This window comes from Mycobacterium sp. NPDC050853 (assembly GCF_040653875.1).
In the GTDB taxonomy this organism is placed as follows: domain Bacteria; phylum Actinomycetota; class Actinomycetes; order Mycobacteriales; family Mycobacteriaceae; genus Mycobacterium.
In genome coordinates this window covers 126,652-151,425 of sequence record NZ_JBFAGW010000006.1, presented here as the reverse complement: position 1 = coordinate 151,425, position 24,774 = coordinate 126,652, and the positions used below count along the sequence as shown (strand labels likewise).

Annotated in this window: 24 protein-coding genes; 10 read left to right on the top strand and 14 right to left on the bottom strand. The window is 64.2% G+C overall.

Annotation, left to right across the window (positions count from 1 at the left end; translation table 11 throughout):
- Nucleotides 1-12 precede the first annotated feature (12 nt).
- From AB0H22_RS19270 to AB0H22_RS19260, 3 genes are read left to right on the top strand one after another with little or no spacing between them, the layout of a single operon-like run.
- Nucleotides 13-1,323 (top strand): MFS transporter, encoded by a 1,311-nt coding sequence (locus AB0H22_RS19270; protein ID WP_358148203.1) that lies wholly within the window; start codon nt 13-15, stop codon nt 1,321-1,323.
- A complete protein-coding gene (locus tag AB0H22_RS19265; RefSeq protein ID WP_358148200.1) occupies nt 1,324-2,136 on the top strand; it encodes an RNA methyltransferase in 813 nt (270 codons plus the stop codon). It begins immediately after the preceding gene.
- Nucleotides 2,133-2,462 carry a DUF2537 domain-containing protein gene (locus AB0H22_RS19260; protein WP_358148198.1) on the top strand — a complete coding sequence of 110 codons (330 nt, stop codon included), beginning with the start codon at nt 2,133-2,135 and terminating at the stop codon, nt 2,460-2,462. Before AB0H22_RS19265 ends, AB0H22_RS19260 begins: the two co-directional genes overlap by 4 nt.
- Before the next feature lie 43 nt (nt 2,463-2,505).
- Here AB0H22_RS19260 and sepH read toward each other — a convergent pair whose 3' ends face one another.
- From sepH to AB0H22_RS19225, 7 genes are all read right to left on the bottom strand, one after another.
- Complete coding sequence (gene sepH, locus AB0H22_RS19255; RefSeq protein WP_358148195.1) at nt 2,506-3,330, bottom strand: septation protein SepH; 825 nt, start codon at nt 3,328-3,330, stop codon at nt 2,506-2,508.
- 148 nt (nt 3,331-3,478) lie between these two features.
- Nucleotides 3,479-3,997 (bottom strand): lipoprotein LpqH, encoded by a 519-nt coding sequence (locus AB0H22_RS19250; protein WP_180751091.1) that lies wholly within the window; start codon nt 3,995-3,997, stop codon nt 3,479-3,481.
- A gap of 77 nt (nt 3,998-4,074) precedes the next feature.
- Nucleotides 4,075-4,551 carry a lipoprotein LpqH gene (locus AB0H22_RS19245; RefSeq protein ID WP_180751092.1) on the bottom strand — a complete coding sequence of 159 codons (477 nt, stop codon included), beginning with the start codon at nt 4,549-4,551 and terminating at the stop codon, nt 4,075-4,077.
- A gap of 89 nt (nt 4,552-4,640) precedes the next feature.
- A complete protein-coding gene (locus tag AB0H22_RS19240; protein ID WP_180751093.1) occupies nt 4,641-4,949 on the bottom strand; it encodes a DUF202 domain-containing protein in 309 nt (102 codons plus the stop codon).
- The gene (locus AB0H22_RS19235) at nt 4,946-5,299 is read right to left on the bottom strand and encodes a DUF202 domain-containing protein (RefSeq protein WP_180751094.1); all 354 of its coding nucleotides are present in this window, start codon (nt 5,297-5,299) and stop codon (nt 4,946-4,948) included. The genes AB0H22_RS19240 and AB0H22_RS19235 overlap by 4 nt, the downstream gene beginning before the upstream one ends.
- 44 nt (nt 5,300-5,343) lie before the next feature.
- Nucleotides 5,344-5,718, bottom strand: coding sequence for a hemophore-related protein (locus tag AB0H22_RS19230; protein ID WP_180751095.1), 375 nt, complete (start codon nt 5,716-5,718; stop codon nt 5,344-5,346).
- A 49-nt stretch (nt 5,719-5,767) separates the two neighbouring features.
- Nucleotides 5,768-6,100, bottom strand: coding sequence for a hypothetical protein (locus tag AB0H22_RS19225; RefSeq protein WP_180751096.1), 333 nt, complete (start codon nt 6,098-6,100; stop codon nt 5,768-5,770).
- Between the two features lie 146 nt (nt 6,101-6,246).
- Here AB0H22_RS19225 and AB0H22_RS19220 point away from each other — a divergent pair, with 146 nt between their 5' ends.
- A complete protein-coding gene (locus AB0H22_RS19220; RefSeq protein WP_180751097.1) occupies nt 6,247-7,470 on the top strand; it encodes a bifunctional glycosyltransferase family 2/GtrA family protein in 1,224 nt (407 codons plus the stop codon).
- Nucleotides 7,440-9,320: a glycosyltransferase family 39 protein gene (locus AB0H22_RS19215; protein ID WP_358148190.1), complete on the top strand. Its 1,881-nt coding sequence runs from the start codon at nt 7,440-7,442 to the stop codon at nt 9,318-9,320. The genes AB0H22_RS19220 and AB0H22_RS19215 overlap by 31 nt, the downstream gene beginning before the upstream one ends.
- A gap of 20 nt (nt 9,321-9,340) precedes the next feature.
- Here the strand turns inward: AB0H22_RS19215 and serC are convergent, their stop codons facing one another.
- Nucleotides 9,341-10,456: a phosphoserine transaminase gene (gene serC, locus AB0H22_RS19210; RefSeq protein ID WP_180751099.1), complete on the bottom strand. Its 1,116-nt coding sequence runs from the start codon at nt 10,454-10,456 to the stop codon at nt 9,341-9,343.
- Nucleotides 10,457-10,658: 202 nt separating this feature from the next.
- On the opposite strand from serC, the gene AB0H22_RS19205 reads away from it, so the two are divergent.
- Nucleotides 10,659-11,696 carry a diiron oxygenase gene (locus tag AB0H22_RS19205; RefSeq protein WP_180751100.1) on the top strand — a complete coding sequence of 346 codons (1,038 nt, stop codon included), beginning with the start codon at nt 10,659-10,661 and terminating at the stop codon, nt 11,694-11,696.
- On the top strand, nt 11,696-13,378 hold the full coding sequence (locus AB0H22_RS19200; protein ID WP_358148186.1) for an FAD-dependent oxidoreductase: 1,683 nt from the start codon (nt 11,696-11,698) through the stop codon (nt 13,376-13,378). Before AB0H22_RS19205 ends, AB0H22_RS19200 begins: the two co-directional genes overlap by 1 nt.
- Here the strand turns inward: AB0H22_RS19200 and AB0H22_RS19195 are convergent, their stop codons facing one another.
- Together AB0H22_RS19195 and AB0H22_RS19190 are read right to left on the bottom strand one after the other, a co-directional pair.
- A complete protein-coding gene (locus AB0H22_RS19195; RefSeq protein WP_180751102.1) occupies nt 13,379-13,843 on the bottom strand; it encodes a VOC family protein in 465 nt (154 codons plus the stop codon).
- 48 nt (nt 13,844-13,891) lie between these two features.
- On the bottom strand, nt 13,892-15,028 hold the full coding sequence (locus AB0H22_RS19190) for a citrate synthase 2 (protein WP_358148182.1): 1,137 nt from the start codon (nt 15,026-15,028) through the stop codon (nt 13,892-13,894).
- Nucleotides 15,029-15,148: 120 nt separating this feature from the next.
- Between AB0H22_RS19190 and pdxH the strand changes: the two genes are divergently transcribed.
- Entirely contained in the window at nt 15,149-15,796 is a 648-nt protein-coding gene (pdxH, locus tag AB0H22_RS19185; protein ID WP_358148179.1) for a pyridoxamine 5'-phosphate oxidase, read from the top strand.
- On the opposite strand, the gene kstD is transcribed toward pdxH, so the two are convergent.
- The gene (kstD, locus tag AB0H22_RS19180) at nt 15,762-17,441 is read right to left on the bottom strand and encodes a 3-oxosteroid 1-dehydrogenase (protein WP_358148177.1); all 1,680 of its coding nucleotides are present in this window, start codon (nt 17,439-17,441) and stop codon (nt 15,762-15,764) included. The two genes, pdxH and kstD, sit on opposite strands and share 35 nt — an antisense overlap.
- 100 nt (nt 17,442-17,541) lie before the next feature.
- Between kstD and AB0H22_RS19175 the strand changes: the two genes are divergently transcribed.
- Together AB0H22_RS19175 and AB0H22_RS19170 are read left to right on the top strand one after the other, a co-directional pair.
- Nucleotides 17,542-18,138 carry a TetR/AcrR family transcriptional regulator gene (locus AB0H22_RS19175; protein WP_180751106.1) on the top strand — a complete coding sequence of 199 codons (597 nt, stop codon included), beginning with the start codon at nt 17,542-17,544 and terminating at the stop codon, nt 18,136-18,138.
- A gap of 5 nt (nt 18,139-18,143) precedes the next feature.
- The gene (locus AB0H22_RS19170) at nt 18,144-18,767 is read left to right on the top strand and encodes a GAP family protein (RefSeq protein WP_358148175.1); all 624 of its coding nucleotides are present in this window, start codon (nt 18,144-18,146) and stop codon (nt 18,765-18,767) included.
- A gap of 3 nt (nt 18,768-18,770) precedes the next feature.
- On the opposite strand, the gene AB0H22_RS19165 is transcribed toward AB0H22_RS19170, so the two are convergent.
- The 3 genes from AB0H22_RS19165 to AB0H22_RS19155 are packed head-to-tail and all read right to left on the bottom strand — an operon-like array spanning nt 18,771 to nt 24,767.
- Nucleotides 18,771-20,519: an AMP-binding protein gene (locus AB0H22_RS19165; protein WP_180751108.1), complete on the bottom strand. Its 1,749-nt coding sequence runs from the start codon at nt 20,517-20,519 to the stop codon at nt 18,771-18,773.
- A gap of 51 nt (nt 20,520-20,570) precedes the next feature.
- Entirely contained in the window at nt 20,571-21,737 is a 1,167-nt protein-coding gene (gene pe / locus AB0H22_RS19160; protein ID WP_180751109.1) for an acyltransferase PE, read from the bottom strand.
- A gap of 57 nt (nt 21,738-21,794) precedes the next feature.
- On the bottom strand, nt 21,795-24,767 hold the full coding sequence (locus AB0H22_RS19155; RefSeq protein WP_358148172.1) for an RND family transporter: 2,973 nt from the start codon (nt 24,765-24,767) through the stop codon (nt 21,795-21,797).
- Nucleotides 24,768-24,774: the final 7 nt, after the last annotated feature.

Below are 24,774 nucleotides of genomic sequence, written 5' to 3'. Positions count from 1 at the left end.
AAATGATCTCCTGTGGCAGATCGCGGCGGGATATTCGTATCGCTGCGCACACGTAACTACCGGCTGTGGATCAGTGGCCAGATGGTGTCGCTCATCGGCACCTGGATGCAGCGTGTGGCGCAGGACTGGCTGGTGCTGGACCTTTCGCACGGCAATGCCTTCCTGCTGGGTGTGGTGATGGCGCTGCAATTCGGACCGACGCTGCTGTTGTCGGCGTGGGGCGGGGTGTTGGCCGATCGCTACGACAAGCGGCGAATGCTGATGTTCACCCAGACACTGATGGCTTTCTGCGCACTGACTGTGGGTGTCCTGCAGGTCACCGGGCTGGTGCAGATCTGGCACGTGATGACCGTCGCGTTTGCGATGGGTTGCGCCGCGTCGATCGAGGCGCCCACGCGGCAGTCCTTCACCATCGAGATGGTGGGCCCCGAACACCTCCCCAATGCCGTGGGGCTCAATTCGATGGTGTTCAACCTGGCCGGCATCGTCGGCCCGGCGATCTCCGGGGTGCTGATCGGGATGATCGGGACCGGCTGGGTCTTCCTGCTGAACTTCGTCAGCTTCATCGGCGTGGGGATCGCGCTGTGGCGTATGAATCCAGACGAACTGCGCACCAGCGACCCGGTTCCACCGGCAAAGGGCCAACTACGCCAAGGGTTCTCCTATGTCTGGCACCGGCGCGATCTGACGATGATCATGCTGACGGTGTTCCTGGTGTCGACTTTCGGGCTCAACTTCTCGTTGTCGCTCGCGGTTTTGGCGCGGGAGACCTTTGGTCAGGGTGCGGAGTCGTACGGTCTGCTGTCCACGTCCCTGGCGATCGGCACGCTGCTCGGTGCGACTATGGCGGCCCGCCGCACCAAGAAGGTGCGGCTACGGTTGTTCTTCAGCGCGGCAATAGCTTTCGGAATTTCCGAGTCAGTGGTCAGTGTGATGCCGACCTATTTCGCGGTGGCCGTCGCGCTCATCCCGACGGGGCTGCTTGCGCTCACCTTCACCACGGCGGCGATGAATATCATTCAGCTGTCCGTGGATTCGCAACTTCGGGGAAGGGTGATGGGCATTTACATGGTGGCGTTCCTGGGTGGTACCCCGCTGGGTAGTCCGTTGGTGGGTTGGTTGGCCGATCTTCATGGAGGACGGATGCCGCTGTTGGTCGGCGGGGTGGTGTCGGTGGCCGCCGGATTGGCGTGTGCGGCGTATCTGCGCCGTCATCCGTGTCCGGTTGTCGTCGAGGAGATTCCGGAGACCGACGATGTCGTTCCGCCCGCTCCCGCCGCAACCCCGGTGTGTGAGCCGACGCCGCTGGCAAGGCGGGGCTAGATGCTGGTCGTTGATGTAGACAACGCAGCGGACCCGCGGCTCGACAGCTTCCGTGATCTCAATAGCGTCGACCGCCGGCCCGATCTGCCCAGCGGCAAGGGTCTGGTGATCGCCGAGGGTGTACTGGTCGTGCAGCGCATGCTGGCCTCGCGTTTCGCCCCCTTCGCATTGTTGGGCACGGACCGCCGATTGACCGAGCTGGCAGGTGATCTCGAGTCGGTCGACGTGCCGTACTACCGGGCAAGTGCCGAGGTGATGGCGGAAGTCGTCGGGTTTCATCTCAACCGTGGGGTTCTCGCGGCATCGCGGCGTCCCGAGGAATTGGCGGCCGCCGAGCTGATGGAGAGCGCACGCACGGTTGCGGTGTTGGAGGGTGTCAACGACCACGAGAATCTGGGCTCGATTTTCCGCAACGCCGCCGGGATGGGGGTGGATGCCGTGTTCTTCGGCAGTGGATGCGCCGACCCGCTGTACCGGCGGGCGGTTCGCGTGTCGATGGGGCACGCGCTGTTGGTGCCGTTCGCGCGTCTTCCGGAATGGCCGAAGTCATTGTACCGGTTGCGGGACAATGGATTCCGGTTGCTGGCGATGACGCCTGCCGGTAACTCGCGGGCGCTGGCCGAAGCGATACCGCCCTTGCGGGACGAGAAGGTGGCGTTGATGGTGGGCGCCGAGGGGCCGGGATTGACCGACGTCGCGCTGCGTGCCAGCGATGTGCGGGTGCGCATCCCGATGGCTAACGGCACCGACTCGTTGAACGTCGCGACCGCTGCGGCGCTGGCCTTCTATGAACGCGTTAGGCTCGCGCCATGAGTGCCGATGAGGCCCCCGTAAGCGGGAGGCGCGCCGAGCTTGCGGGAAGACCATCGGGCAGCGCCGACACGCCGTGGGCTGAGGGGATCGTGTCGGCGATGTGTGTGGCCGTGGTGGTCGCGGTCGGTGTGGTGGTGCTGAGTCTCGGGCTGGTGCATGTGCACCCGCTGTGGGCCGTACTGCTCAATATCGTTGCAGTGGGCGGTCTTTCGCCGACTTTATGGGGTTGGCGGGAGCGCCCGGTGTTGCGGTGGTTCGTGCTGGGTATCGCGATCGGAATCGCTGGCGGATGGGTGGCCGCCGTGGCAACCGCGCTGATCACCTAGACCGCAGCGCGGTGTCCGGCCCGCGGGCTGGATCCGTCGGCCGCTAGTTCTGGCCGCCGGAGCGAACGCCCAGCAGTACGTCTTCCCATGTCGGCACTGCAGGCTTGTTCCGCCGTGAGCGTCGAGGTGCGGGGACCGACTGGGTGTCGGCTTGCTCGTGGGCGACCACGGGTTCGGGCTCGCGGACGGGTTCGCGATCACGTTGCGGCGCGCGGTGCTCGTTGAACAACTCCGGCTCGGGATCGGGGAGCAGGGGAGCCACTGGTGCGACGGGGCGCAGGCTGCGCGTGAACGTCGGGTCGATCAACTCGCGCGCGGAATCGTCGAGTGCGGTCACGGTGCCGCCGTGGGCTCCGGGAGTGAACCGGTAATGAGCCTTGTTGTCTGACCGCCCGGCACGCCATTGCAACTGGACGGTCCAGCGTCCGTCCTCGACCTTCCACGCGTCCCATTCGATGCCGTCGGGGTCGAGTCCGCGTGCGAACATCGCGCCGGCCACGGTGTCGGATAGCGTGTTGACCGTGGGGCCGTCATTGCGGACGGGGTGGGCCGCGCTGGCCATCTGGGCCGCGCGCTGCCGTTCCAGTAATACGGGATGGGCGAACCGTTCAATCCGCGAGACGTCGACTCCGGCGGTGGAGGCGACCTGTTCGACGGTGGCGCCGGCACGGATGCGAGCCTGAATTTCCCGGGGTCGCAACGAGCTCTCCATTTCGATCTGAATCTGCCCCAGACGGGACAAATCACCGCGTGCGGCGGCACGGAGTCGGTCGTCGGCGTCAATCGCGAACTTGTCGGCGCTGTTGGCGTCCTGGCAGATCACTCGCTTGCCGTCGACTGATAGGCCGATGACTTTTAGTTCGCGCATGATGCCCTCCTCGCCCTGGCCTGGATGACCCAGTTCTTCGGGACCTTAATGCAGGTAGAGGGCCATTCCGTGGTGACACGCGGGGGTGGGGGCTACTTGCTTTTGCGGACACTTCGCGCTATGTGACGCAAGTGGCAGATGTTGTTTGCTATCGGGGGCACGCCGCGTCGACCCGGAACGGCTTGGTCCCGGCGTTCTTCATCGATGATTTGTTGAAGCCCATGATCGTGCCCTCGACGGTGTAGCGATCCCCGTCCTTGGTTGCGGTGGCGACCTCACCCTTATGCGGGAGACTTTCGATGTAGATGTACCGGGTGCCGTTGACATCACCCAGATTGACGGCATCGACAGTCGGGGGATCGCCCTTGAGGATCACCCCACGATCGTCGGTGACTTTCCCGATGGTGATGAATACCCCGTGATCGGGGCCCGGCGAACATCTGGTGGGAGCGTCGGTCTGCACCGTCTTCCCGTCGACACTTATCGTTGCGGTCGCGCCCTTCGGCTTGCCGGGACTGGTTGGTGTGGCGCCGCGTACCGGTCCGGTGTTGGGCATTCCGTCGACAGAGGTGCCCGAGATCCTCGTGATACCCGTGCTTTTGGAGCACCCGGTCAGTCCTGCAGCGAGCACTGCCGCCCCGAGGATGGCCATCGATATGTGTTTCACGCTGCCCCCTGTGGTCTCTGGAAAAGACTAGCCGGGCAACACAAGTGCTGCCCGGCTAGGCCGATATCTCGTTGCCGCTATGGGCAGGTGACTTCGATTTCGAACGGCTTCTCGACAGGCTGCATGGGGTTGGCCATGTCGACGCCGGTTGCCGTGCCGCTGATGTTGTACTTCTTGCCATCCTTCTTCGCGGTGGCCTTGCCGCCCGGCGCGCCCTCGGCGTAGCCGAGCGTGACGCCGTTGATGTTGCCGAGGCCCACCGACGTCACGCTGGGTGCATCGCCTTCGCTCAGCACGGCCGCGACAGCTTGCATTCCGCTGCCGATGGCGATGTTGAACTTGCCGCCGGCGGCGGTGCAGGCCACGGATCCCTCGAGCTTCTGCTCCTTGCCGTCGATGACAACCTTGGCAGTGCTGTTGGTGGCGACGGAGCCTCCATTGCCACTCACCGTGGTGCCCTTGGTTTCGGACTTGTCCTTATCGCTCGAACAGCCGACCAAACCTGCGGCGATAATCGCCGCGCCGCCAATGGCGACCACAAGCCCACGCTTCATAGCGTTCTCCTTATGTGTGATGGGGGTGGAGCCGAACAGGACAAAGTATGGGGCGATAACGGAACGCGGTCCGCGGAACGCGGGTATACCTACGTAACCAGATTTGAAATGTCTATACCTGCTGACAGCAGGGCTACCGCGACCGTCGTCACGGTGGTCAGCGCGATGACCTTGCCGCCGTGGTACCAGTGCCCGCGGGCCAGCGAGTAATGACGCACCGTGCTGATCGCGACGATCCCGAGCACGACCGCTGATGCGATCAATGACGCCCCCGCGGTCTGCTTGTTGATGAGCGCATGGGTCATGAGCACAGCGGCAGTTCCGGCGGCGGCCAATCCGGTGCGGCGCCAGGCCAGCGCGGTGCGCTCGGCGGCGTTGGTCTCGTGGGCCCGCGTCATCGGTAGAAGACCGCAATCGACGCGAGGATCGCGACCAACCCGATGCTGACGGCGAGCAGGGGCACCAGCATGGTGCCCCGGAGAGGTTGGGCCCGGTCCATCCGTTCCTTGACATCGCGCCAGTGGAAGTAGGCGCCGATCGATACCACCACCGCGAGCGCCAGACAGGAGGCCGCGAGCACATGCCGGACGCCGGAGTGATGAAACGGTTGGACGAGGGTCTGGACCGCTACGCCTCCTGCGAGTAGACCGAGCGCGGTGCGGATCCACGATAGAAATGTGCGTTCGTTGGCCAGGGTGAATCGGTAGTCGATCGACCGGTTCTCGTCGTCGGTGGGTGGCTCCGTCACACGTGCCAACCTAGCCCGGGGTGGCGTCGGGTCCTACCGGTGTTCTAACGTTCGGATGCCTCGACCGCCCATCCGCAACGAATCATGAGATCTTTCAACGGTTGTCGTAGACGTGCAATGTCTGCCGCCACGTCCGGGTGGGCCTTCAGGTACTGGAGGACCTGTTCGTTCGGCCGCACCGCATCCGATTTCACTGCCGTGTACGCGTCTCGGACGTCGGGGTGTTCGTCCATGTAATCGGCTGTCGTGAGAGCCACCCCGGCAGCGACTCGTTGGTACCCGGCCGCATCGCAATTGATGACGGGCGGTGCCGGCTCGGGCTCGGCGGCGGCCTGTGGCACCCCGCCGAGTATCGCCGCCGTAACCCCGATACCAGCCAAAAGCCCTGCACGGCGGGTGTGTTCATTCACAAGCCTCATGACAACTCCTTTTCGGGCAACAGGTACCTACTGCTGTGTTCGGCCGACATCACGTCGGCCCATACCTGCCGGGCCATTTACCACCGTCCGGCGCGGGTGCGGGGGCAGTCGGCGGATGCGGTGGCCGCGGTACCGGACCACGGCATATCTTCGGAGTTCCCGCCGTCCCGCAGCCGCTGATCGGTGGCGAGAAGCTCGAATCAAAGGACATCCCGATCGGCACGCACAGATCCATGGACATGTCATAGGTCATGCCCTGCGGACACTCGGCGGCTGCCGACGCGTCGGGTGAGCCGACGATGGCTGCCACCAAGGCGCCGCCGGTCAGCATGACTGCCGCCACACCTGCACCGGCACGTCCGATCGCGGTGATCACTCCCATATACGGACCCCTATGTGGGTTTGAGCATGACCAACGAACTTCGTGGTCCGAGCATACGGAATGCGCCCGGTTCCGTCGCGGCGTTCACAGGAGACTCGCAGCGGCAACCCAGTGACACCGGAGCCCCGGCAACCATTGTTTCTGTCGTGACCAGTGTGATGCAGCCGATCGACATCAAGACGGCGCCTACCGCGATACTCGCGACGACCCTCGACATCGTGATCCCGGTGTACAACGAGGAGAACGACCTGGAGCCGTGCGTGCGCCGCCTGCATGCGTTCCTGGCCAACGAGGTTCCGTACACGGCACGCATCACCATCGCCGACAACGCCAGCACCGATCGCACCCTGCAGATCGCGCATCGGCTTGCCGACGAGCTCGACGACGTCGACGTGCTGCACCTCGAGGAGAAGGGGCGGGGACGGGCCCTGGCTGCGGCCTGGCTGTCTTCGGATGCCGAGGTCGTCGCCTACTGCGATGTGGACCTGTCCACCGACCTCAATGCGCTGATGCCGCTTGTCGCACCGCTGATCTCGGGGCATTCGGATGTCGCCTACGGCTCGCGGCTCAACCGTAATTCGCGGGTGGTCCGCGGCCCCAAGCGCGAGTTCATCTCACGCACCTACAACTTGATCCTGCACGCCTCGCTGCAGGTTCGGTTCTCCGACGCACAGTGCGGATTCAAGGCAATCCGCACCGATGTGGCGCGCCAACTGCTCCCGTTGGTCGAGGACAAGGAATGGTTCTTCGACACCGAGCTCCTGGTGCTCGCGGAGCGGGTCGGCCTGCGCATCCACGAGGTACCCGTCGACTGGGTGGATGACCCGGACAGCCGCGTCGACATTGTCGACACCGTGCGCAAGGACCTGCTCGGCATCTGGCGGCTGGGTCGGGCACTCATGCTCGGCACCCTGCCGCTGGAAGAGCTACGCCACAGCCTCGGCCGCGAACCGCTTGTCGAGGGTGTTCCTCCCGGTATGGTCGGCCAGCTGGTTCGGTTCGGAATCATTGGTGCGGCAAGCACATTGGCCTATGCCATGCTATTTCTGGTGTTGCACGGGGTGGTGGGGGATCAGGCCGCCAACTTCCTGGCACTGCTCGTTACCGCCGTCCTCAACACCTCGGCCAACAGATTCTTCACCTTCGGTGTGCGGGGGAGGCACAATGTCGCCAAGCACCAGTTCCAGGGCCTTGTCATATTCGGCATCGGGCTGGCCCTGACCAGTGGTTCGCTGGTCGCCATGCATCACCTCGTCCCGGATGCCGCCAAGCACGTACTGCTGATCGTGCTGACGGTGGCCAATCTTGTTGCGACGCTGGTCCGATTCGTCGGATTGCGATGGGTCTTCCGAAGCGCGAACACGCGATGACGCGGGAGCGGATCAGCGTTGGTCTTCTGCTGATCGGCACCGCGGCGGCATATTTGGTCAACCTCAGCGCCAACGGCTGGGCCAACTCCTTTTATTCGGCTGCGGTGCAAGCGGGTTCGGTATCCTGGAAGGCCGCGTTCTTCGGCTCCTCGGATGCCGCCAACTCGATCACCGTCGACAAACCACCCGCCTCACTGTGGCTCATGGAACTGTCGGTGCGCATCTTCGGACTGAGCAGCTGGAGCATCCTGGTGCCCCAGGTGCTGCTCGGTGTGGCATCTGTGGGCTTGCTCTACGTGATCGTCCGCCGATACTTCGGACATGCGGCCGGTCTGCTGGCCGGGCTGGTGCTCGCGGTCACTCCGGTGGCGGTACTGATGTTCCGTTTCAACAACCCGGACGCCCTGTTGGTCTTCTTGACGATCGCCGCGGTGTGGGCGACGTTGCGCGCCATCGAAGACGGCCGCACCCGCTGGCTGATTCTGGTCGGGGTTCTGGTCGGTTTCGGGTTTCTGACCAAGCAGCTGCAGGTCATGCTCATCATCCCGCCCGTCGCGTTGACCTACCTGATCGCGGGCCCGGTGAGCGTCGGGAAGCGACTGGCGCAACTTGTCGGATCAGCTGCAGCGGCAGTGGTTTCGGCGGGATGGTGGATCGTCACGGTGGAACTTTGGCCACCGGGCTCGCGCCCGTGGATCGGCGGTTCGCCCGACAACTCGATCCTGGAGCTCACCCTTGGCTACAACGGCCTGGGCCGCATCAACGGTAACGAGAAGGGCAGCGCCTCGGGTCCGCGTGAGGAGATGTACGGCTTCGGTGGCCATTTCGGGAGCGAGCCCGGGATAGGCAGGTTGTTCCAGCCTGCGCTCGGCGGGCAGATCGCCTGGCTGTTGCCCACGGCGCTGGTCCTCGCAGTGCTGGGAATTATGCTGTTAAGCAAGGAGTCTCGGTCGGATACGCGGCGCGCGGTGCTGCTTGTGTTCGGGCTGTGGGTATTCACCACGGGTGCGGTGTTCAGCTACATGCAAGGCATCTTCCACCCGTACTACTCGGTGGCACTGGCGCCCGCTGTCGCCGCTCTCGTGGGTGCAGGGTCAGCCGTGGCCTGGCGGGACCGGGAAAAAGCCTGGGTAAGAGCAGCTCTGGCGGTAACACTGGCTCTCACCGTGGGGATGTCCTGCATGCTGCTGGGTCGGTCACCTGAGTTCCTGCCGTGGCTGCGCTGGGCGGTCCTCGGCCTGGGAGTAGTGACGCTGGGCGGTCTTGCGGTGAACAGATACCCGAAAGCCGTCGCGGCCGTGGCGATCGTCGTCGCACTGGCGGGTCCGATCGCGTACTCCGCCCAGACCATCGCCACACCGCAGAGTGGAGCGCTTCCTTCGGCCGGGCCCGAGGTCAAGGGCGGCGGCTTCCCGGAGTTCCCGGATACGCCGGAAAGGCACCGACCCGAGTTCGAACGTGGTTCGAAGCGCGGTGGCGGTCTGTTGGACGGAAGCACCCCAGGCCCCAATATCGTTGCCGCCCTGGAGGGCAACGCCGACCGCTACACCTGGGTGGCCGCGGCGGTCGGCTCCAACCGTGCGTCCGGATACCAGCTCGCTACCGGCCGTCCGGTGATGCCCATCGGTGGTTTCAACGGCACCGACCCGTCGCCGACCCTGGCGCAGTTCCAGCAGTACGTCGCCGACGGGCAGATCCACTATTTCCTGGGCAATGACGGTGGCGGCGAGGGGTTCGGAGCTCCCGGCAGCGAGACCTCGAAGTCCGTCCAGGAGTGGGTGCAAAACACCTTCACCAAGCAGATCGTCGATGACGTCGAGGTCTACGACCTCACTGTGCGCAAGCCGTAGCCACTACCGCCGAGTGTGAGTCAGAGGCGCTCGACGACCCAGTCGACGCATTGCGTCAGCTTGGAGACGTCCTCGGGGTCGATGGCCGCGAACATCGCCACTCGCAGCTGATTGCGACCCAGCTTGCGGTACGGCTCGGTGTCCACAACGCCGTTGGCGCGCAGCACCTTCGCAACGGCCGCCGCGTCCACGTCATCCTTGAAGTCGATGGTGCCCACCACCTGTGAGCGCTGCGCCGGATCCGCCACGAATGGCGTGGTGTACGACGTCGCCTCGGCCCAGGAGTACAGCCGCGAGGCCGAGTCGGCGGTCCGCTTGGTGGCCCAATCCAGGCCGCCATTGCCCAGGAGCCAGTCGATCTGATCGGCCAGCAGCAGTAGCGTGCCGATCGCAGGCGTGTTGTAGGTCTGGTTCTTGAGGCTGTTCTCCACCGCGATCGGCAGCGACAGGATGTCTGGCACCCAGCGTCCGCTGCCACCGATTTCCTCCACCCGCTCCAACGCGGCCGGGCTCATCAGTGCCAGCCACAGCCCGCCGTCTCCGGCGAAGTTCTTCTGCGGCGCGAAGTAGTAAGCGTCTGCCTCGGTGATATCCACCGGCAGGCCGCCGGCACCCGAGGTGGCGTCGATGAGCACGAGTGCGTTCTCGGAACCAGCGGGACGCTGTACCGGAACCATGACACCGGTCGACGTCTCGTTGTGGGCCCAGGCGATCACGTCGGCGGACGGATCCGAGACGGGGGCCGGCGCGCCACCCGGCTCGGCGACCACCTTGATCGGGTCACCGACGAACGGGTTCTTCGCCACGCAGGAGGCGAACTTGGCGCTGAACTCACCGAAGGTCAGGTGCAGCGACCTATCGCGGACCAGGCCGAAGGCGGCGGCATCCCAGAACAGGGTGGAACCGCCGTTGCCGAGAATCACCTCGTAACCATCGGGAGCCGAGAACAGCTCCTTCAGGCCCTCGCGGACGCGACCGACGAGGTTCTTGACCGGTGCTTGCCGGTGCGAGGTACCAAAGAGGGAGGCTCCGGCGGTTACGAGCGATTGCAGCTGTTCGGGGCGCACCTTGGAGGGGCCACAGCCAAAGCGTCCGTCGGCGGGCAGCAGGTCAGCGGGGATCGTCAGTTCAGACACGGCTACCAGCCTAAACGGTCACCCATTGAGAGCTGCGTCACATAAAACAGGCCCTGCAGAGAACGTCACATGGGACCATTGGTCTCAACTCCTGGCTATGGCTGCTTCGGTCTGTCTACACTCGCCCAGAGCTTGTAGACTTTCAAGTAGCCCCCGAAACGTAAAAGTTCGCAGGTCCGTTACCTAATCAAAGGAGATTGGCATGTCGCTCCGCGAGAAGCTCCGCGCGAAGAAAGAAGTACGCGCCGACGCGAGCTACGTCCAGGTGCTCGAGACCCTGTCGCACGGCTCCACGCACCGGAACTTCGATCCCTTCATCGATATCGACTGGGATAGCCCGGAGTATGCCGTCGTCCCCAATGACCCCCGCTGGGTGCTTCCGCACCGGACCGACCCGTTCGGCCGGCACCCCTGGTACCAGGCGCAGTCGCTGGAGAAGCAAATCGAGATCGGTATGTGGCGCCAGGCCAACGTCGCCAAGGTTGGTCTGCACTTCGAGAGCATCCTGATCCGCGGTCTCATCCAGTACGCGTTCAGCGTCCCCAACGGCTCACCGGAGTTCCGGTACCTCAACCACGAGTCCATCGAAGAGTGCAACCACACCCTGATGTTCCAGGAGATGGTGAACCGCCTCGGTGTCGATGTGCCCGGTATGCCGCGCCTGCTGCGCTGGCTGTCCCCGTTCGTTCCACTGGCCTCCACGCCGTTCCCCGAGATGTTCTTCGTGGGTGTGCTCGCCGGTGAGGAGCCCATCGACCACACGCAGAAGAACGTGCTGCGCGAAGGTGACAACCTGCACCCGATCATGAAGCGGGTCATGGAGATCCACGTGGCCGAGGAGGCCCGGCATATCTCCTTCGCGCATGAGTACCTGCGCAAGCGCGTCCCGGCCATGCACTGGTTCAACCGCTTTGTGCTGTCGATTGCCACCCCGATCACCATGCGGGTGCTGATGGGCGCGATCATGACGCCGCCGCGCAGTTTCGCCAAGAGATTCGACATCCCGCAAGAGGTGATGAAAGAGATCTTCTGGAAGAGCCCTGCCTCGCGGCAGACGATGAGCGAGGTCTTCTCCGACGTCCGGATGCTGGTCAGGGAAACCGGGATGATGAACCCGGTGGCCAAGTTGGTGTGGCGGGCAATGCACATCGATGGTCGCGCCGCCCGCTACCGCAGCGAGCCGCAGCGCGGCCCGTTGGTGAACTACACCGAGGCAGCACCGGAAACCGTTCCCGCCTGATGCCACACGTCGTTACCCAGGCGTGCTGTAACGAGGGCTCCTGCGTTTACGCATGCCCCGTGAACTGCATCCACCCAACGCCTGATGAACCCGATTTCCTCAAGGCGGAGATGCTGCACATCGACGCCTCCACATGCGTCGACTGCGGTGCCTGCGTAGCTGCTTGCCCGGTGGATGCCATCAAGCCGGACTCGGTGCTCAAGGAAGAGCAGCTGCCCTTCCTGCGCATCAACTCCGAGTTCTACCCGCGGGAAATCCCGCGTGCCAGTTTGGCTCCGGTCATCCAGGCACCGCCGGTACGTGAGAGTGGACGCTCGCTGAAGGTGGCCATAATCGGCTCCGGTCCTGCGGCCATGTACGCCGCCGACGAGCTGCTGACCCAGCCGAGCGTGAAGGTCAACATGTTCGAAAGGTTGCCCGCCCCATATGGTTTGGTACGTGCCGGGGTTGCCCCCGATCACCAGCAGACCAAGCGGGTAACCAAGCTCTTCGACACGATGGCCGCACAGTCCAACTTTGAGTTCTTCCTGAACGTCGAGGTGGGTAAGGACATCACCCACGACGAGCTGCTGGAGCATCACCATGCGGTGATCTACGCCGTCGGCGCGTCCTCGGACCGTCGCCTGGACATCCCGGGCCTCGAGCTATTGGGCAACGCCACCGCCACCCAGGTCGTCGCGTGGATCAACGCACACCCTGACTACACCGATTTCCGGGTCGACCTCGATCACGAACGCGCCGTCGTCATCGGCAACGGGAACGTGGCTCTTGACGTCGCGCGGGTGCTCACCGCGGATACCGATCGCCTTGCGCGCACAGATATTTCGGACACCGCGTTGGCCGCGTTGCGCAGCAGCAAGCTGCGTGAGGTCGTCATCGTCGGCCGTCGCGGCCCCGAGCACTCGGCGTTCACGCTGCCCGAGCTCCTCGGCCTCGTTGGTCTGCCCGATATGACCGTGGTCATCGACGAAGAGACGGCGAAGCTGGTCGACGAGGCGTTGGAGACGCATCTGGAACCGCTGACCAGGCAGAAGCTGGAGGTGCTCAGCACCCTCCCGCGTGAGGCGCGGGAGCCGGGCGGGAAGACCATCCGGTTCGCCTACAACCGCACCCCCGTCAAGGTTTTGGGCGCGAGTCGGGTTGAGGGCGTCGAGTTCCAGCAGGGCGACTCCGTGGACACAATTGCGACGGGTCTACTCCTCACCTCGATCGGCTACCGCGGTATCCCGATGCCCGATGTGCCGTTCGACAACCAGCGTGCCGTTATCCCGAATGAGCAAGGGCGCGTGATGGATCCGGCTACCGGCAAGGCGTATCCCGGTACCTATGTGGCGGGATGGATCAAGCGCGGTCCCACCGGATTCATCGGGACCAACAAATCTTGCTCGCAGCAGACCGTCACCTCGATAGTCGAGGATTACAACGATGGACTGCTCGCCGATCCTGCGCAGCGGCTGTCGGGACTGTCCAAACTGATCCGCCGGCGTCAGCCCACGATCGTGGATCACAACGGCTGGCTGGCGATCGATCGCGCGGAGATTGCGCGCGGTAAGGGCGAGGGTCGCCCGCGCGATAAGTTTGTCTCGGTGCCCGAGATGCTTCGCGCCGCCGCGACCGCTCCGCAACCACCGTTGTGGCGCAAAGCGATTCGCGGATCGGCGTTAGAAGACCTGTTGCGGTAGTCAGACTCCTTCGGCCGCGCACCTCTTGAGCTCTTCGGCGTCGACAACCTTGACCGGCTGACCCATCGACCACTGGTGGCCGAACGGGTCCTTGATGACGCCGAAGCGGTCACCCCAGAACTGGTCTTCGAGCGGCATCTCGATGGTCGCCCCGGCGTCGACGGCGCGCTGGAACCACTCGTCGACATTGCGCACCGTGAGGTGAATGGTGACCGGGGTGCCGCCGAGGGCTGTCGGGGTGCTGGATTTGCCCTCGTTGTACTCGGGGAAGTCGTCGTTCATCATGATCGTCGTGCCGTTGATCTTGACGGCGGCGTGCATCACCTTGCCGTCGGGAGTCTCCAGCAGTCCGAGCTCCTCGGCGCCAAAGGCGTTCTTATAGAACTCGATCGCCGCGCGGGAGTCCTCGACGATGATGTACGGGGAGACGGAAGGCTCAACTGGTGGGAGGTCGGGGGAGGTCATGTGACCTACCCAACCACCTCACGCGCAGTGACGCCAGGAGTTCAGAGGCTAAACACTCAAGCGAGAGTTCAGAAGCCCGAATCCCTCCACGGATTCGATCGGGCGCGGCTCGGGCCCGATATACAGCGCAGCCGGGCGTACTAGCTTGCCGAGGCGCTTCTGCTCCATGATGTGTGCGCTCCAGCCTGCGGTGCGTGCGCAGGTGAACATCGCCGGCATCATCCTGGTCGGTACCTGCGCGAAGTCGAGGATGACCGCGGCCCAGAACTCGACATTGGTCTCGATGACGCGATCGGGACGACGCTCCCGCAGCTCGGTCAGGGCAGCCTGCTCGAGGGCGGCGGCGACCTCATAGCGCGCGGCCCCGAGGCGCTTGGCGGTGCCACGCAGTACCCGAGCACGCGGATCCTCGGCGCGGTATACCCGGTGGCCGAATCCCATGAGTTTCTCGCCGCGATCCAGGATGCCCTTGATGACGCCGCGGGCGTCGCCGGTCTTCTCGGCTTGTTCGATCATCGGCAGCACGCGGGCGGGTGCACCACCATGTAGCGGTCCGCTCATCGCGCCCACCGCGCCCGATAGCGCGGCGGCAACATCGGCACCGGTGGAGGCGATGACCCGGGCGGTGAATGTCGAGGCGTTCATACCGTGCTCGGCGGCCGACACCCAGTAGGCGTCGATGGCCTCAACATGCTTCGGGTCGGGCTCGCCCTGCCAGCGAGTCATAAAACGTGATGTCACGGTGGAACATTCGTCGATCATCCGCTGCGGTACGGCCGGGTGCTGGAGACCCCTGGCCGACTGCGCGACATACGACAGCGCCATCACCGACGCACGGGCCAGCTGATGACGCGCGATGGTGTCTTCGGTGTCCAACAACGGCTCAAAGCCCCAGATGGGTGCGAGCATGGCCAGCCCGGCCTGTACGTCGACGCGGACGTCGCCGGTATGAACCGGAACGGGGAACGGCTCGGCCGGTGGGAGTCCTTGGCCGAACTTGCCGTCGACCAACAGTGCCCAGACATCACCGAAGGTGACGTGCTGGGCGACCAGATCTTCCACATCCACGCCGCGATAGCGGAGCGCGCCGCCGTCCTTATCGGGCTCGGCGATCTCGGTGGCGAAGGCTGTCACGCCTTCCAGGCCAGGTGCGAAATCCGCTGGTAGCGGCGTTGCAACTGTCATGATTCTCGACTCCCTACCTGTGGGTAACAACTCGGTAACGCGATTCTCGCACCCGCAAATAAGGGCGATTCTTAGTCACCGCGGTGTCTCTTAGATGTCTTTGTGGCACTCGCCTGTAGCGTGATTTTCGTGAATGAATGGCTGCGCTCGGACTATCGCCCCGGAGAAAAGGACGGCAGCGGCGATCTGGATGTCGACTGGCTCGCCGATGGCTGGCTTGCCTTGTTGCGCAAATGGTTTGACCTCGCGGTGTCCTCGGGCATCCCCGAACCTAATGCGATGGTGCTCGCTACCGTCGACAACGGCAGGCCGGTGACGCGCACCGTGTTGTGCAAGGGATTCGACTCCGCGGGTGTGACGTTCTTCTCAAACTACGACTCCGCCAAGGGGCGTCAGCTCGACCATGCGCCGTACGCGAGCGTCACCTTCCCTTGGTACGCGCTGGGACGACAGGTGCATGTACGCGGCCGGGTGACCAAGGTCGATCCGGCGCAGACCGCCGACTACTGGGTTAACCGGCCCCGCGGCTCGCAGCTGGGGGCATGGGCGTCCCAGCAGTCCGCACCCATCGGATCACGAGAGGCGCTGTTGGCGCAGCTCGATGACGTCACCCAGCGGTTCGCCGATGTGGACGAGGTGCCGGTGCCCGCGCAGTGGGGTGGTTATGTGATCGCGCCCGAGACCGTGGAGTTCTGGCAGGGCCGGGAGAACCGCATACACAATCGGATTGTGGTCACGGGTGCGCAGGTTCAGCGGCTGCAGCCGTGAGGTCGAGCGCGGCCAGATAACCGAAGACAAGGGCCGGTCCGATCGTGGCGCCCGGCCCGGCGTAGGTGTGCCCCATGAGCGCGGCGCTCGCGTTCCCGGCGGCGTAGAGGCCGGGAATGACGGAGCCGTCGGGACGTAGTGCGCGCGCGTTGGCGTCGGTGTTGATACCGCCCTTGGTGCCCAGATCGCCGGGCACTATGCGGGCCGCGTAGAACGGACCCTGGCTCAGTTCTCCCAGGCTGGGATTGGGTTTGTTGGTGATATCCCCGTAGTAGTGGTCGTATGCGGATTCGCCGCGATGGAAGTCCTCGTCGCGTCCGGTGCGTGCGAACTCGTTGAATCGACCGATCGTGGATTCGAGTGCGTCTGCGGGTACACCGATCGTCCGGGCGAGCTCGGCGATGCTGTCCGCCTTGATGATTGCGCCACTGTTCAACCAGGATCGGGGAAGCGGAGCGCGCCCGGTGATACCGGCGAAGGTGTACCGGTTCCGATACGTCTGGTCGAAGATCAGCCATGCGGGCAGGTTCTCGGCGGGGCCGGTTCCGGAACCGAACCGGCCGCCGAACATCTGGTGGGTGGCTTCGACATAGGGCAGCGACTCGTTCATGAATCTTCGCCCACGGCTGTTGACGAGAATGCTTCGGGGCAGTGATCGTTCGGCGAGCGCGAACCACGGTCCCTTTGGTAGCGGAATCGAGGGCGCCCACCACGCGTCGTCCATGAGAGACACTGCGGCACCGGTTGTTTCGGCGGCGAGGATGCCGTCGCCGGTATTGGAGGTGGCGCCGATCGACCATTGTGCGCCCGCGGGTTCCCGGTGGTACTTTTCGCGCATCTGGGCGTTGTGGTCAAAACCGCCGCAGGCGATCATGACGCCACATCGCGCGGTGATGGTGCCCTGATCGGTGATGACTCCGGTGACACGACCGTCGGTGACGACGAGCTCACGCAGCGCGGTACCCAGCCGGACGGGGATTCCGGCCTCTTTGATGCCAACGAAAAGCGATGCGACAAGGGCGCTTCCGACTCCGACGAGATGCTGCCGTCGTAGCTTGGCGACCGCCGTGCGGGCGCCGATCCGAAACATGTGCCAGGGGCCGCGCCAATGCCGCAGGCCGGTGCTGAGCCATCGGTAGTCGGATTGCTTGACGACGACGTTCATGGGTGCCTTGGTGTAGAACGGCGCCATGGTGTCGACGTCTGATCCGAGCCGTCGGGCATCGAATGGCTTGGGTTCGCAGGATCTTCCGCCGGGGCGGCCGCCCGGGGCCTCGGGGAAGTAGTCGGAATAGCCGCGCACCCATTCCAGGTTGAGCGCGGAGTTGTCGGCGAGGAACTTCAGCGCCTCGGGGCCTCGGTCGATGTAGGCGTCGATGCGGTCCGTTGCCGCGAACGGGCCGATGATGTGGCGCAGGTAGGTGCGCGCGTCCTCGAGCTCTTCTGTCGACGATTTTCCGGACGACTGTGCAAGGAAATGGTTCCCGGGGATCCAGACGCCACCTCCCGATCGTGCGGTGGAGCCACCCCACTGAGCGGCCTTCTCCAGAATGACGACCGACAGGCCGTGCTGCTTTGCGGTTATCGCGGTGGACATGCCGGCGGCGCCGGAGCCCACCACGACGACGTCGTAGGTCTCGTCCAACGCAATCACTCCTCATGGGATCAGCATCGAGAGTTGGTATCAATATGACAGTAACTGTCAAATTGCCATAACGTACGGCTTTGTGTCAAGGTCTTCAGATATGACCGGCTCGCTGCGATCGCGTCAGCGGATGAGAGTGCGCAGCGATATCTACAGCGCCGCAATCGCACTTTTCGCCGCACGCGGGTTCCAGGCGGTGACCACCGAGGAGATCGCGGCCGCGGCCGGCGTATCGGCGAGCACCTACTTCCGTCATGTCAACGCGAAGGAAGACCTGCTGCTCGACCCCCTGCTCATCAGCGGAGACGCGATCACCGCCAGGTTCTCCCAAAGACCTCCGGATGAAGCGGTTCCCATCGCGTTGTCGGCGGCCATCGCGGAGCGCAGTGCCGAGGTCGACGACGCCGAGCTGCAACAGTGGCGCACGGCGATATTGACGGCCCCGGAGCTGATGGCCCGGGTATCGCTCATCTCGGTACAAGACCGCCGGCAGCTAACGGCTATCGCGGCGGAACGGATGGGGCTGGATGCTGTCGCCGACCAGAGACCCGGGCTGATCGTGCACATGCTCCTCGCCGCCGCCGAATATGGCTTTCAGCGCTGGCTTGGGCCCGACTCGACACAGTCTCTGGGAGCCTGTGTCGAGTCGGCGCTCACGGCGGTCCTTGATCTACGCACAGAACGGCTACAGCCCTGACCTCGATGTGGCTCACCCTGTTGGTGATGGCGGTGGCGGTGAGCTTCGAGCCGTTCCGCCTCGGTATGACCGTACTGATGCTGAGCCGGCCACGTCCCGGGCTGCAGTTGCTGGTGTTTCTGTGCGGCGGCTTCGTGATGGGCATCGCGGTGGGATTGGTGGTGCTGTTCGGTCTGCGCGGCACGGTTCTGGGTGCGGCGCAGTTCACGCTCCCGCGTGTGCAGTGCGCAATTGGCGTGCTGGCGTTGGTAATTGCGGCCGTGCTGGTATCAAAGGTGCGGGCGCCGGGCAATATGCGCTGGCCGACAATCGGCCCCTCGCTGTGGGTCGCTTGGGTGGCCGGGATGGGGATTGCCCTGCCGTCGGTCGACTATCTGGCGGCGTTGGCGATCATTCTGGTATCGGGTTGTCCCGCAGCCACTCAGGTCGGCGCGCTGCTGTTCTTCAACGTGGTGGCCTTCGCCGTGGTGGAGATTCCGGCGGTGGCGTTCCTGGTCGCGCCGGAGCGCACCCGCGGCCTACTGGCAGCATTCAACGGCTGGGTGCAACGGAATCGCCGGCGCAATATGGCGCTGGTGCTGGCGGTGGTCGGATGCGTGCTGGTGGCTGTCGGCATCGCAGGCATCTGACGGCTAGGCGTCCAGTCGGGTGAACTGGTCCTGCCAGTACCGCTCGACGCAGGCGGCGCGCTGGATCTTGCCGCTCGTCGTGATGGGAATCGACCCGGGCGACACCAGAACGAGGTCCTCGACATTGAGACCGTGGATATTGGATATCGCGGAGGTGACGTCGCTCTTGATCTCGCTGAGCCAGTGCATCGCCGCTGCGTCTGAGTCTCCTCGCTTCTTGAGCTCGACGACGGTGACCAGCTTCTCGGTGCTTTCCAGCTGGACCGATATCGCCGCTACCCGACCACGTGTGATCTCTTGGACCGTCGCCTCGATGTCCTCGGGATAGTGATTACGCCCGCGGATGATCAGCAGATCCTTGATGCGCCCGACGATGAACAGCTCACTCTCGGAGACGAAACCCAGGTCACCGGTTCTCAGCCACGGCCCGGCGGTTGTGCCGGGCGTCGGGTCGATGAGCGTTGCGCCGAAGCACCGCTGTTCATCCGGTGGCCTGCCCCAGTAGCCGGCCGCGACATTGTCGCCATGCACCCAGATCTCGCCGATCACGTCAGGCGGGCACTCCCGGTGTGTGTCGGCGTCGACGATCCGTAACACGGGTGACTGCGGCAGTGTGTAGCTGACCAGTGCCGAGCCGGTTCTGCCCCGAATTCGCCGAGCGCGGCCGGTGGACAACTCGTCGGTATCGAAGCGGACCGCATCCGATGATGCGCTCCATTTGCCGCTCGTCACGAAGACCGTTGCCTCGGCCATCCCATAGGACGGACGCAGCATATGGTCCCGAAAGTTGAAGTGAGCAAACCGATCGGCGAAACGTTCCAAGGTGGCCTGCTCGACGCGTTCTGCGCCGTTGATGATGCCCAGTACGCCGCCGAGGTCGAGCCCGGCGAGGTCACTGTCGGCGGTTTTGCGGGCGGCCAGATCGAAGGCGAAATTGGGTGCCGCAGAAAAGGTATGAGCACTCTGGGCCAGCGCCTGCACCCATCTGGCGGGTCGTTCCAAAAATGACACCGGACTGCTCAAGTCGGCGTGGTAGCCGCCCAGGATCGGTGCGCAGACGCCGAGCACCAGGCCCATATCGTGATAGAAGGGCAGCCACGACACGATGGTGAGATCGGACGGGATGGTGACACCCGAGCGTGCGAAAAGACTGCTCATCAATTGCTCGAAATTGACCTGAAGGTTGCGATGCGAGAGCGTGACCCCGGTCGGTATTCGGGTCGAGCCCGAGCTGTACTGCAAATATGCGATATCGGGCGGGTGAGCCGTCTCGATGCTCGGCCCAGTGTCAACGTCCAGGTTCATCGCATCGATTTCGACGAGCTTCGGAACGATGTGTAGGTGCGCGCCGTCGAGGTACTGGGCGACATCTTCGGTAACCGCGGATGTGGTGAGCACAAGTGTGGGCGAGGTGTCGTCGAAGACGGCACTTACCCGATCAAGACTTGAGCCGCGGTGCGGCATCGGCAGCGGCACCGCGATCAGCCCGGCCTGCATGGATCCCAGGAAAGCCAGAATGTAGTCAAGGCTCTGCGGGGCCAGGATCACTGCCCTGTCGCCGACCGACGCGTGCAGGCTGAGTTCGCGGGCCACATTCAAGGTGCGGCGGGATAGTTGCGACCACGTGAGGCTTTCGGAAACACCGGCCGGGTTGTCAGCGAATTCGGTGAAGGTGAATGCGATGTCGTTCGGGCGCAGGCTGGCACGGCCGTGCAACATCGAGAGAATCGATGACTGGGGTGTCGGCGTCACAGGGTCATGTCCATAGTCATGTCGGTACTGATTGGGTTATCGGGGGATTCGTCAGTGCGCGCCGTCGGCGCGGGTGCCATTGCCCAGCACGGCCAGAGCGCCACTGGTGATCTGTGAAAGCGGATCGGCACCGCCGCCGAAGGTCGCCTGATTGGCCGGCGCCGTGACTTTTGCGGGGTCGAAGCCGTGCACCGGGTCCACACTGATCGGTGCCGTCGCCGGGTCGTCGTTACGCGAATAGCCGGCATCCACCCGGGGCTGCAGGATCGCGTCGAGCCGGTTCAACGTCTCCTCGGGGACGCCGAGGTACTTGAAGCCCAGCACCAGGGGAAGGTGCTGCTCGGGGATGAAGTACGTCGTCGTCGTCGCGCCCTTGGAGTTGACCTCCGTGACGATGTTGCGCGCTGGAATCATGCTCGGGTTGGTGAACGCGATCGCCGTGTGACCGGTGGCCAGGCCCGCGATGGCGTTGGCGACCGCAAACAGGTTATCGGGTCGGTCCGGCCAGTCGGCGATGCTGTCGTAGGCCGAGATGAACTGGTCGGTGTGGTACTGACTCTCCACGGGGGCGGGTATGGGGTAGTCCATGAACGGCACGACGGAGCCGACGGGGAAGTTCTGGGTCAGGAAGCTCTCGCTGAAGGGGCTTTTCGCGATCGGGTCGCCGAACGTCGCGAAGGTCAATGTGTCCGGTGCCGGTGCGGTCGGATCCGTTGCCAACGCCGATTTGACGGCGTTCAGCACAAGCGCTCCCTCGGACAGCCCCATCGCCGTACCGGGACCGCCGTTGCGAATGGCGTTTTCGAGGTTGGGTTCTCCGATGTCGACCGACTGGCCGATGCTGGGGCCGTCCAGACCCAGGCCGGGCAGGATTTTCTCGCCCACCGGGCCGATGCCGGGGAAGAAGCGTTCCAGGGTGTGGCCCTGAATCTGTCCTGCCGGATACCAGATGTTTGCCCGTTTCATGCCCGGGAACCAGTCCTTGCCGGTCATCCGGATGTACTCGTCATAGGGGATGCCCAGCACATGTGCGCCGCCCAGGGCGTATGCGGTCCGGTCCGGCGATACCGGCGCGGCCATCGGTATCCCGCTAGCCGAAATCCCGGGAATCGGTGGTCCCGGAACTTGTGGGTCATCGGCCACCGCGGACGGGATGCCGAAACAGCCTGTCATGCTGGCGACTACCAGCAGGGCCGCTCCTGCGAGGAGGTCTTTCATCCGTGCTCCTGACCGCTCGGCTTCATTTTTCAGTCTCACATACATGACGAGTGCCTGCTAACCCCGTCGCTTGCTTACCCGCGATGGCCACCAGTTCGCCTGCCCCACCAACGCCGCGATGGCAGGAACCGTGATGGTCCGTACCACAAAGGTATCCAACAGAATTCCCACGCCGATGATGAAGCCGCCTTGGACCACGATCCCGATGCTGGAGAAGAGCAGACCGCCCACCGATGCGGCGAAGATCAATCCGGCCGCGGTGATGACACCACCCGTCGAACTCAAGGTACGGATGATGCCGTACCGCAGGCTGTGGGGTGACTCGTCGCGCATTCGCGACACGAAGAGCATGTTGTAATCGGCGCCCACTGCGACCAGCACGACGAAGGCCAACGGCGGCACGGTCCAATGCAACTGTTGGCCGAGGATGTATTGGAACGTCACGACGCCGATACCCATCGCCGCGAAGTACGAAATCACCACCGAACCGACTAGATAGAGGGGAGCGACGATCGCCCGCAGGAGCACCATCAACGTGAGCAGAACGATGATGATGGTCGCCGCGATGATGAATCGAATGTCCTGCTGGTAGTAGTCGCGCGTGTCTCGTAGGGCGACGGGGAACCCGCCCATCGATATCGTGGCGTCGGCCAGAGTGGTGTTGGGCTGGGCACCCCTGGCTATGCCACTGATCTCGTTAACCTGGTCCATCGCCTCGGGGCTGAACGGGTTGAGCTTCGTTTGCACCAAATACCGCACGGAGTGGCCGTCCGGTGAGATGAATGCCTGTGCGGCCCTTTGGAAGTCCGGATTGTTCAGCACCTCGGCGGGGATGTTGAAGCCCGCCTGTGATGGGTCCGCGGCGTTGTTCCTCATCGTCAGTAGGAAGTTCGATGCCTGGTTGAGACCGTTGACGATCACCTTGATCTGCCCGACGAGTTGATCCACACCGCCGGCCACCTGCTGGCTGCCGCCGGCCAGGCGGTCGGCGCCCTGCCGCAACTGGTTGAGGCCGGCCTGCGGGCCGCCGGGCTTGTCCAGGCCCATGGCCTGCAGCCCGTTGACGACGCTCAAGAGCGAGGTGTTCAGCTTGGTCACCGTGGCGGAGAGGGTTGCCTTGTTGCCCTGGGAATTTCCGAGCTGATGAGCGAGCTGATTGATTTCGTCCAGGCGTCCGCTGTTGCGCTCGCCGACAAGCCGCTCGAGCTGGCCGCGGGTGGTGCTGCAGGAGTCATCGGCATCGCAGACCGGGTTGGCCTGCAGCGCGTTCAAGACCGGGTTGATCCAGGCGAACATGTCCTTTGCGGCGCTGAAGTTCCAGCCCATGTCGTTGGCGAGCGCGTTGATTGCGTCGACGAGCTTGGCGGCGTTGTCCACATTCCGCACCAGCTCGTCACCGCCGGATTTGGTCTTCAGCGAGGCCGACGCGTCGAGCAGACTCTGCAGACCCGGGACGATCTTGTTGAGCTGGGTGCGTAGGTCGCTGAGGCTGCCGGCCAGGGTGTTGGCCCCGGATGTGAGTCGATTGAGGTCGCTGTTGCGTTGGCTGATCTGGTTGGAGCCGTCGGCCAGCCGGGTGCCGACGAGCCCCGCCTGATAGGTGGCTCTGAACTCCGGCGGCACCTCGCCGAGTGGGCGGGTGACACCGCTGACCAGGCCCACGTTCGGCAGCTGGGCGACACGGGAAGCCATCTGTTCCAGGTCGGCGAGGGCCTGCGGGGTGCGCAGGTCACGCGGTGACTGGATGAGGATGTACTCGGGGATGGACTGACTGAGGGGGAAGTGGCGTTCCAGCGCGGCGTACCCGACAGAACTCGGTGCCGACGCCGATACGGCCTTGCGGTCGTCATAGTTGTAGCGCGCGAGGAGCGCGCAGCTTCCCAGCAGGACCAACACCAGCACACTGGCAACCAAGTGTGGAATTGGCCTGCGGACAATGCGTATGCCGGACCGTCGCCAGAACCCGGCAGTCAGTTCGCGCCGGGGTTTGACCCAACCGCGTGGCCCGGCGAGCACCAGGATTGCGGGCAGCAGTGTCATTCCGGACAGGTACGCGACACCGATCCCGATCGCCGATGACACTCCGACCGTTTTGAACACGCCCATCTGGGCGAAGCTCAAGAACAAGAAGGTGATGCCCACCGTCGTGGCGGATGCGGTGATCACCTTCCCGATCGACATCATCGCGGCCCTGACCGCCTGGTCGTAATCCTTACCCGACCGCAGATAGTCGTGATAGCGGCTGATGAGGAAGACGGCGTAGTCGGTCCCGGCGCCGGCCAAGATCGCGCTCAAGAACACAATCGATTGGTTTGAGACCCCTGCGCCGGTCGCTTGTGAGTAGCCCGCCACCACTGCCTGTGCGATCACCAGTGACGACCCGATCGTCACCAACGGAAGCATCATCGTGAGCGCGCTGCGATAGACCAGTAACAGCACGGCGAGCACCAGGATGCCGATCGCGAGTTCGATCGGCAGGCGATCACGTTGACCCGCGACGGTGAGGTCGGCGACGGTGGCCGCGGGACCGGTGATGTGTACGGCCGTCGGACTGCCGTCGATGCTGTGCTGGATGAGGCCGGTTACCCGGTTATAGGAGTCGAAGGCCTTGGGTGTGCCCAGCTCGCCCGCGAGGCCCACCGGCAAAACCCAGGTCTTGTTGTCCTGACTTGTCAGGAACTTTCGAAGTTCGGGCGTGCTGATGAAGTCTTGCACCGATACAACGCCGGTCAGGTCGTGCCGGAGTGCGTCCACCACCTTGCGGTAGGTCGCTGCGTCGTTGGGCCCCAGTCCGTTCTCGTTGATGAACACGACGAGGAGGAGGTCATCGTTGCCCGATTCGTGGAACGCCTCGGTCATCTTCTTGGCGGCAACACTTGATGGTGCGTCGCTGGGCAAGATGGCGAGTGGATGCTTCTCGGACATCTCGTTCAGCGAGGGGAACGTCAACGGCAGGGCGATCGCCAGCGCGACCCACACGCCGATCACCGCCCATGGCCACCGCACCACGAGATCGGCTAGCCGCCGCATATCATCC

What these genes read in the sequence shown, in the direction of transcription:
- AB0H22_RS19265 (WP_358148200.1), top strand. Translation starts at nt 1,324, where the DNA reads ATGCTGGTCGTTGATGTAGACAACGCAGCGGACCCGCGGCTCGACAGC.
- AB0H22_RS19260 (WP_358148198.1), top strand. Translation starts at nt 2,133, where the DNA reads ATGAGTGCCGATGAGGCCCCCGTAAGCGGGAGGCGCGCCGAGCTTGCG.
- sepH (WP_358148195.1), bottom strand. Translation starts at nt 3,330, where the DNA reads ATGCGCGAACTAAAAGTCATCGGCCTATCAGTCGACGGCAAGCGAGTG.
- AB0H22_RS19245 (WP_180751092.1), bottom strand. Translation starts at nt 4,551, where the DNA reads ATGAAGCGTGGGCTTGTGGTCGCCATTGGCGGCGCGGCGATTATCGCC.
- AB0H22_RS19240 (WP_180751093.1), bottom strand. Translation starts at nt 4,949, where the DNA reads ATGACGCGGGCCCACGAGACCAACGCCGCCGAGCGCACCGCGCTGGCC.
- AB0H22_RS19230 (WP_180751095.1), bottom strand. Translation starts at nt 5,718, where the DNA reads ATGAGGCTTGTGAATGAACACACCCGCCGTGCAGGGCTTTTGGCTGGT.
- AB0H22_RS19225 (WP_180751096.1), bottom strand. Translation starts at nt 6,100, where the DNA reads ATGGGAGTGATCACCGCGATCGGACGTGCCGGTGCAGGTGTGGCGGCA.
- AB0H22_RS19215 (WP_358148190.1), top strand. Translation starts at nt 7,440, where the DNA reads ATGGGTCTTCCGAAGCGCGAACACGCGATGACGCGGGAGCGGATCAGC.
- AB0H22_RS19205 (WP_180751100.1), top strand. Translation starts at nt 10,659, where the DNA reads ATGTCGCTCCGCGAGAAGCTCCGCGCGAAGAAAGAAGTACGCGCCGAC.
- AB0H22_RS19200 (WP_358148186.1), top strand. Translation starts at nt 11,696, where the DNA reads ATGCCACACGTCGTTACCCAGGCGTGCTGTAACGAGGGCTCCTGCGTT.
- AB0H22_RS19195 (WP_180751102.1), bottom strand. Translation starts at nt 13,843, where the DNA reads ATGACCTCCCCCGACCTCCCACCAGTTGAGCCTTCCGTCTCCCCGTAC.
- AB0H22_RS19190 (WP_358148182.1), bottom strand. Translation starts at nt 15,028, where the DNA reads ATGACAGTTGCAACGCCGCTACCAGCGGATTTCGCACCTGGCCTGGAA.
- AB0H22_RS19175 (WP_180751106.1), top strand. Translation starts at nt 17,542, where the DNA reads ATGACCGGCTCGCTGCGATCGCGTCAGCGGATGAGAGTGCGCAGCGAT.
- AB0H22_RS19170 (WP_358148175.1), top strand. Translation starts at nt 18,144, where the DNA reads ATGTGGCTCACCCTGTTGGTGATGGCGGTGGCGGTGAGCTTCGAGCCG.
- pe (WP_180751109.1), bottom strand. Translation starts at nt 21,737, where the DNA reads ATGAAAGACCTCCTCGCAGGAGCGGCCCTGCTGGTAGTCGCCAGCATG.
- AB0H22_RS19155 (WP_358148172.1), bottom strand. Translation starts at nt 24,767, where the DNA reads ATGCGGCGGCTAGCCGATCTCGTGGTGCGGTGGCCATGGGCGGTGATC.